The organism is Leuconostoc mesenteroides subsp. mesenteroides (assembly GCA_009676745.1).
Lineage (GTDB): Bacteria > Bacillota > Bacilli > Lactobacillales > Lactobacillaceae > Leuconostoc > Leuconostoc koreense.
Genome location: CP046062.1, coordinates 322,039 through 330,000 on the forward strand (window position 1 = coordinate 322,039; position 7,962 = coordinate 330,000).

4 protein-coding genes (1 of these 4 only partly in view) are annotated in these 7,962 nt (G+C 40.8%); all 4 read right to left on the minus strand.

The annotated features are described in order from the left end of the window. Positions 1 to 5: 5 nt before the first annotated feature. Positions 6 to 755, minus strand: a complete 750-nt coding sequence (rlmB, locus tag GJV51_01535) for a 23S rRNA (guanosine(2251)-2'-O)-methyltransferase RlmB (protein QGM24753.1) — start codon at positions 753 to 755, stop codon at positions 6 to 8. Further along, complete coding sequence (locus tag GJV51_01540) at positions 752 to 1,159, minus strand: Mini-ribonuclease 3 (GenBank protein QGM24754.1); 408 nt, start codon at positions 1,157 to 1,159, stop codon at positions 752 to 754. The genes rlmB and GJV51_01540 overlap by 4 nt, the downstream gene beginning before the upstream one ends. Before the next feature lie 216 nt (positions 1,160 to 1,375). Next, on the minus strand, positions 1,376 to 5,038 hold the full coding sequence (gene rpoC / locus GJV51_01545; GenBank protein QGM24755.1) for a DNA-directed RNA polymerase subunit beta': 3,663 nt from the start codon (positions 5,036 to 5,038) through the stop codon (positions 1,376 to 1,378). Between the two features lie 23 nt (positions 5,039 to 5,061). After that, positions 5,062 to 7,962, minus strand: the 3' portion of a protein-coding gene (locus GJV51_01550) for a DNA-directed RNA polymerase subunit beta (GenBank protein QGM24756.1). Its footprint extends 708 nt past the window's final position; only the last 2,901 of its 3,609 coding nucleotides appear in the window; its start codon lies beyond the right edge, outside the window; its stop codon occupies positions 5,062 to 5,064.

Genomic DNA, 7,962 nt, shown 5'->3' on the forward strand with positions numbered 1-7,962 from the left:
ACTACTTATAACGGATTTCGTGAATTATATCCTTGATAAATCAACAAACTAGCAGCGACACTAGCATTCAAACTCTGAACATGCCCCACCATTGGAATCGTGACCATACCATCAACTTTTTTCTTTAATAATGGTGAAATACCTCTTCCTTCATTACCAATAATCAATGCTACCGGACCATTTGCATCCCAACGACGATAATCATCACCAGCCATATCTGTTCCAAAAACCCAAATATTACGCTTCTTAAGCTCTTCCACTACGTTTACTAAGTTCGTCACTCGAGCAACAGGAACATGTTCAATGGCTCCAGTGGATGTCTTAGCAACGGTTGCTGTCAGTTGAACTGCCCGACGTTTTGGGATAATGATACCGTGAACTCCAGCTGCGTCAGCAGTACGCAAAATAGACCCTAAGTTGTGTGGATCTTCAATACCATCTAAAATAATGAAAAATGGCGCTTCACCTTTTTTGTCAGCCTGATCAAATAAATCATCAATTGATGCATACTCAAAGGCAGCCACACTTAGAACAACACCTTGGTGATTAGCTCCATCAGTTAGCTCATCTAGTTTTGACTTTGGGGCCTGTTGAATGACTAACCTTTTTTTCTTGGCCAATTGCGTTACTTCGTTACGAATCTTATCTTGTAACCCTGTTTGTAGCCAAACCTTATTGATTTCCTGCGTACTTTTCAACGATTCAACACTGGCATGATGCCCATAAACGAATTCTGTCAATTGATTTGGTCTCATTTGTTTGTACTCCCTGTCTCCACCTGTTCAAAAATCCATGTCATCAGTTCTAAGATACGCTCACGCTGTTCAGACATATACAAATAACCAAATAATGCTTCAATACCTGTTGAAATTCGATATGTAATGACATCAGTATTTTTTGCTTTGGTATGTGATTTAGCATTACGACCACGTTTAAAATAATCTAATTCATCATCGCTTAGAATATCGCTTACCATCATTTGCTCAAATAACGCAGCATGTGCTTTCGCAGAAACATAATGTTTACTACGTCTTTGTAGTTCGTTTACTTTTGTTAAGCCCAAAGACAATAAATGCCGTCGTACTTCTAGTTCGTAGATTGCATCGCCAATATAAGCCAGCGATAATCCGTTCATTTGTCTGTAATTTAAATTATGCATAATTCAATTATACGCAATTATGTTGACTTGCGTGCAAATTTTAATAAATGTTCTGCAGAACTATTTAAGTTTATCTACTTTTAATGAAATTGAGAAGCACTTTGGCATAAACGGTAGCATTTTTGGCATAATATGCACTTTTATTATGAAAACATGCTTTTAATAATTAAAAAAAACACTTATCATGTACGATAAGTGTTTTTAAATACTATGTTTTTAGTTATCAAATGTTTTTGCAACATCGTCTAACTTAGGAATATCTGAAGCTTCTTCGTCTTCAGAATCAGGTTGAGCAATAACATCCCCGACAACTTTACTCTTGATCTTACGATATTCAGCCATACCAGTTCCGGCAGGAATAATCTTACCAATAATAACGTTCTCTTTCAAACCAACCAATGGATCGTTTTTGCCACGAATAGCAGCATCTGTCAAAACACGTGTTGTTTCTTGGAATGATGCGGCAGACAAGAATGAATTTGTCTCAAGAGCCGCCTTAGTAATTCCCAGCAGAACTGGACGAGCAGTCGCTGGTACTAATCCTTCAAACAATGCTGGTTCGTTAGCGCGCTTGAAATCAGCAATATCCATTAACGTTCCTGGCAACAAGTCTGTTTGGCCTGGATCCATGACACGGATTTTACGTAACATTTGACGAATCATTACTTCAATATGTTTGTCAGAAACTTCAATACCTTGCAAACGGTAAACCTTTTGAATTTCAGTTAGCATATATGACTCTGTTGTCAAAGTATCTGTAACAGCTAACAACTCTTTAGGATCAATTGGCCCTTCGTTGATAGCTTCACCACGCTGAATCTCGTCCCCTTCACCAAAACGCATACGTGTTGTCAAAGGTAGCGTATAAGTTCTTGTATCAGTTTCGCCTTCAATTGTAACTGACTTTGTGCGGTCTGCAGGATTTTCTTCAATCACAGTAATTGTACCCGTAACTTCAGAAATTTCTGCACGTCCCTTAGGAATACGTGCCTCAACAATTTCTTGAACACGAGGCAAACCTTGTGTAATATCATTACCACCAGCAACACCACCCGTGTGGAAGTTACGCATAGTCAATTGTGTACCTGGTTCACCGATTGATTGTGCAGCAACAGTTCCAACAGCTTCACCAACTTCAACTTCTTCACCAGAAGCTAGGTTACGACCGTAGTCAAGCACTGAAACACCGTGTTCCGTTGTTGATGTAAAGACTGAACGAATAGTGACTTCTTTAATACCAGCATTCACAATCTTCTTGGCAACATCTTCATCAATCATTTCATTACGTGAAACGATTTTTTCAGCTGTTTCAGGATCAAACACAGACTTCATTGCATAACGACCAAGAATACGATCGTACAATGGTTCAACCACAGATGTACCATCCATAATTGCTTGAACGGCAACACCACGATCTGAATCGTTGTCAAACTCACGTACAATAACATCTTGCGCAACATCGACTAATCGACGTGTCAAGTAACCTGAGTTGGCTGTCTTCAAGGCCGTATCTGACATTCCCTTACGTGCTCCGTGAGTAGAAATAAACATTTCCATCACTGTCAAACCTTCACGGAAGTTAGCTGTAACTGGCAATTCAATAATCTTACCACCAGGTCCAGCCATCAATCCACGCATACCAGCTAATTGAACGAAGTTCGAAATGTTACCTCGAGCCCCAGAATCTTGCATCATAAAGATAGGGTTCGTTGGTTCAAACGATTCAATCAACTTGTCTTGAATAATATCCTTAGCTTTTGTCCAAATTTCGGTTACACGTTGATAACGTTCTGAATCAGTTATCAAACCACGACGGAACTGCTTTGTTACTGTGGCAACTTGACTATGAGCATCTTCAAGAATAGCAGGTTTTTCCTCTAATTCCAAAACATCCGTCATCGACACTGTTAAGCCAGATTCAGTAGACTTGTCGTAACCCAAATCTTTCATACGATCCAACAACAATGAGGTTTCCGTCACCTTGTAACGCTTATATACTTCAGCGATAATATCTGACAAGAAGCCCTTCTTGAAAGGATTAACAATTGCTGTATCAGCTAAATAATCATGTATATTTTCACCAGCGTCAATAAAGAAACTATCATCAACTCGCTTAAAGTTATCTTCCGATGGTTCATTGATGTATGGGAAATCTGAAGGCAAAATTTCGTTAAAGAATAACTTACCAACCGATGTGATCAATACTTTTGAACGTTGATCGTCAGTAAATGGCTTTTCACTTGGGAATGAAGAAGTCTGAATACCTACTCGTGTATGATAATGAACAACTTTGCTTGCAAAAGCAATTCGTGCTTCATCAACGCTAGAGAAAATCATTCCTTCGCCTTCACGACCAGCTTCCTCAGTAGTCAAATAGTAGTTTCCAATAACCATATCCTGTGATGGCGCAACAATTGGCTTTCCATCTTTAGGTGCCAAAATATGTCCGGCAGCAAGCATCAACAAACGTGCTTCAGCTTGTGCTTCATCAGACAATGGTACGTGGATGGCCATCTGATCACCATCGAAATCGGCGTTATAGGCTTCAGTAACCAATGGGTGCAACCGCATTGCTTTACCTGAAACCAACACTGGCTCAAACGCTTGGATTCCCAGGCGGTGCAATGTAGGTGCTCGGTTCAACAGAACAGGGTGCTCCTTGATAACATCTTCCAAGACATCCATCACATCACCGTCAGCTTTATCAATCTTGCGTTTAGCAGACTTGACATTACCAGCCAACTTACGTGTTGTTAATTCTTTCATGATAAATGGACGGAATAGCTCAATAGCCATTGGCACTGGCAATCCCATTTGATTCATCTTCAAGAAAGGTCCAACATCGATAACTGAACGGCCAGAATAATCAACACGCTTACCAAGTAGGTTTTGACGGAAACGGCCTTGCTTACCTTTCAACATGTGTGAAAGTGATTTCAATGGACGATTACCTGGACCAGCAACCGGACGACCACGACGACCATTATCAATCAACGCATCAACAGCTTCTTGTAACATACGCTTTTCATTTTGCACGATAATGCCTGGCGCATTCAAATCAAGCAAACGCTTCAAACGATTGTTACGGTTGATGACACGGCGATATAAATCATTCAAATCGGATGTGGCAAAACGGCCACCTTCCAATTGAACCATCGGACGCAAATCAGGAGGAATAACTGGAATAACTTCCATTACCATCCATTCAGGTTTGTTATCTGACTGGAGGAAGGCTTCAATTATATCCAAACGACGAACCGCACGTACTCGTTTTTGTCCCGTTGCTTCTTGCAATTCACGCTTCAATTCATCGGCTTCTGTAGCTAAATCAACGTTTGCAAGTAATTCTTTAATTGCTTCTGCGCCCATGCCAGCCTTAAAGCCAGCTCCATATTCTTTTTTCAGTTGACGATACTCACGTTCCGTCATCATTTGCTTCTTTTCAACAGGTGCATCACCTGGTTCAATAACGACATAAGAAGCAAAATAGATAATTTCTTCAAGTGAACGTGGGGACATGTCTAATACAAGTCCCATACGTGAAGGAATACCCTTAAAATACCAAATATGTGTAACAGGAGCAGCTAATTCGATGTGACCCATACGTTCACGACGAACTTTTGATGATGTTACTTCAACACCACAGCGGTCACAAACAATACCCTTATATCGGATTCGTTTGTACTTACCACAGGCGCATTCATAATCTTTTGTAGGTCCGAAAATACGTTCATCGAACAGGCCATCTTTTTCCGGCTTAAGTGTTCGATAGTTAATCGTTTCTGGCTTCTTTACTTCGCCATAAGACCATGAACGAATCTTATCAGGTGAAGCCAAAGCGATTTGCATACTTTCGAATTTATTAACATCGATTGCCATCTATTTGCTGTTACCTTTCTAAATTATTTTTCTTCAAATGTTTGACTTTGTTCTTCAACCTTAGAAAAGGCTGCAGCAACTTCTTCATCATCTTTGTTCAACAGATCAGGATTTGTACGAGCTAGCTTTTCAAGTGCATCAACAGGCAAAATTGAATCATCTTCATCCATTTGACGTAATTCAACTTCATCACCGGCACCATCTAGTACCTGCATGTCCAAACCAAGTGCTTGTAATTCTTTGACCAAAACACGGAAAGACTCAGGTACGCCAGGACGAGGAATTGGTTCACCCTTAATAATTGATTCATAAACTTTGACACGTCCTGCAACATCATCTGACTTGTACGTCAAAATTTCTTGCAAGGTGTAAGCTGCGCCATAAGCTTCCAAAGCCCAAACTTCCATTTCACCGAAACGCTGTCCACCAAACTGAGCTTTACCACCCAAAGGCTGCTGTGTAACAAGTGAGTAAGGTCCGATTGAACGGGCATGAATTTTATCATCAACCATGTGGGCTAGTTTCATATAATGCATGACACCAACACCAACACGCTTATCAAAGGCTTCACCAGTACGTCCATCATAGACAACTGACTTACCGTCTTGTGGTAACCCAGCTTCACGTAAGGCCATTTCAATTTCATCATCACTGGCTCCATCAAAGACAGGTGAAGCAACATGGATACCAAGTTTCTTGGCGGCAAATCCTAAGTGCAATTCAAGTACTTGCCCAATATTCATACGTGATGGCACACCCATGGGTGACAATAGAATGTCAATAGGTGTTCCATCAGGCATATATGGCATATCTTCTTCTGGTACAACAACAGAAACAGTTCCCTTGTTTCCATGACGGCCGGCCATCTTATCACCAACTTGAATCTTACGCTTTTGTGCAATATAAACACGAACCATCATATTAACACCCGGTGCTAATTCGTCACCATTTTCAGGTGTGTAAATACGAACGTTTTGAACGACACCGCCACCACCATGAGGAACACGTAATGATGTATCACGTACTTCACGTGCTTTTTCGCCAAAAATAGCATGCAATAGACGTTCTTCAGCAGAAAGCTCAGTAACACCCTTAGGCGTTACCTTACCAACTAAGATATCACCATCATGCACTTCAGCACCAACACGAATAATACCGTCTGCATCCAAGTCCTTTAACTGATCTTCACCAGTATTAGGGATTTCGCGAGTCATTTCTTCCGGTCCAAGTTTTGTGTCTCGCGCTTCAGAATCGTATTCTTCAATGTGAATTGAAGTATAAACATCTTCACGAACCAAACGTTCGTTTAAGACAATGGCATCTTCGAAGTTATAACCTTGCCAAGTCATGAAAGCAATTAAGGGGTTTTGTCCTAAGGCTAATTCACCTTGCTCCATTGAAGGGCCATCTGCCAAAACCTCATCGGCTTCAATATGCTCACCGACATGCACAATTGGCTTTTGGTTATAGTTTTTACCACCGTTTGAACGACGGAATTTCATTAATTCGTAAGTGTCTAATTGACCATCTTCACGACGAACACGGATTTGGCGACCGTCCACATACTCAACTTCACCAGATGCGCGTGCAATCATCGCAACACCAGAATCGTGGGCTGCTTTATACTCAATGCCTGTTCCTACTAATGGTGAATGTGGATCAAGCAAAGGCACTGCCTGACGTTGCATGTTGGCACCCATCAAAGCACGGTTGGAATCATCATTTTCCAAGAATGGAATAGCTGCTGTTCCAACAGAAACAACTTGCTTTGGCGAAACGTCCATGTAATCAATACGATCAATAGGTGTTTCAATGTTTTCTTCACCAAAACGAGCCATAACCGTACCGTGCACAAAGCTACCATCTTCATTTAATGGCGAGTTAGCTTGGGCAACAATATAGTTATCTTCTTCATCGGCTGTCAAATAATCAATTTTATCTGTAACCTTATGGGTTGTCCAATCAACACGACGGTATGGTGTTTCGACGAAACCATATTTGTTAATACGACCATAAGTGGCCAATGAGTTAATTAACCCAATGTTAGGACCTTCTGGTGTTTCAATCGGATCAATACGACCATAGTGTGTATAGTGAACATCTCGAACTTCAACACCGGCACGATCACGAGTCAAACCACCAGGTCCAAGAGCTGACAAACGACGCTTGTGGTTCATTTCACCCAATGGATTAGTTTGGTCCATAAACTGTGATAATTGGGAAGAACCAAAGAATTCTTTGACAGCAGCCACAACAGGACGTATATTGATTAACTGTTGTGGTGTGACCGTGTTAGCATCTTGAATTGACATACGTTCACGAACAACACGTTCCATTCGTGTTAAGCCAATACGGAATTGGTTTTGCAACAATTCACCAACAGAACGAATACGACGGTTACCCAAGTGATCAATATCATCGACATGACCAACACCTTCTTGCAAGTTCAAGAAGTAGTTCATACCTGCCAAGATATCAGCTGGACGTACTGTACGATCGTCTTCATCAATATGCCCATTACCAATCAACAACAATGTCTTATCTGGGTTTTCGGGAGACTCAATTTTGATTCTTTGAAGAGTTACAGGTTCCTCAAGAACAGCATCGCCTGATGGCGTATATGTTGTTGTCTTAAAGTCTTCGCGATCCAAATATGGTGCTAGTTTAGAGATAACTTCCTTATCAACTAACGTACCTTTTTCAGCAATAACTTCACCAGAATCAGGGTCAGCCAATGTTTCCGCCAATGTTTGGTTTAACAAACGTGTCTTAAGTGACAACTTTTTATTGATTTTATAACGACCCACAGAAGCTAAATCATAACGCTTTGGATCAAAGAAACGAGCAACTAATAATGCGCGTGATGAATCAGCTGTCTTTGGTTCACCTGGACGCAAACGTTCGTATACATCTTTCAATGCTTC

What these genes read in the sequence shown, in the direction of transcription:
- rlmB (QGM24753.1), bottom strand. Translation starts at nt 755, where the DNA reads ATGAGACCAAATCAATTGACAGAATTCGTTTATGGGCATCATGCCAGT.
- GJV51_01540 (QGM24754.1), bottom strand. Translation starts at nt 1,159, where the DNA reads ATGCATAATTTAAATTACAGACAAATGAACGGATTATCGCTGGCTTAT.
- rpoC (QGM24755.1), bottom strand. Translation starts at nt 5,038, where the DNA reads ATGGCAATCGATGTTAATAAATTCGAAAGTATGCAAATCGCTTTGGCT.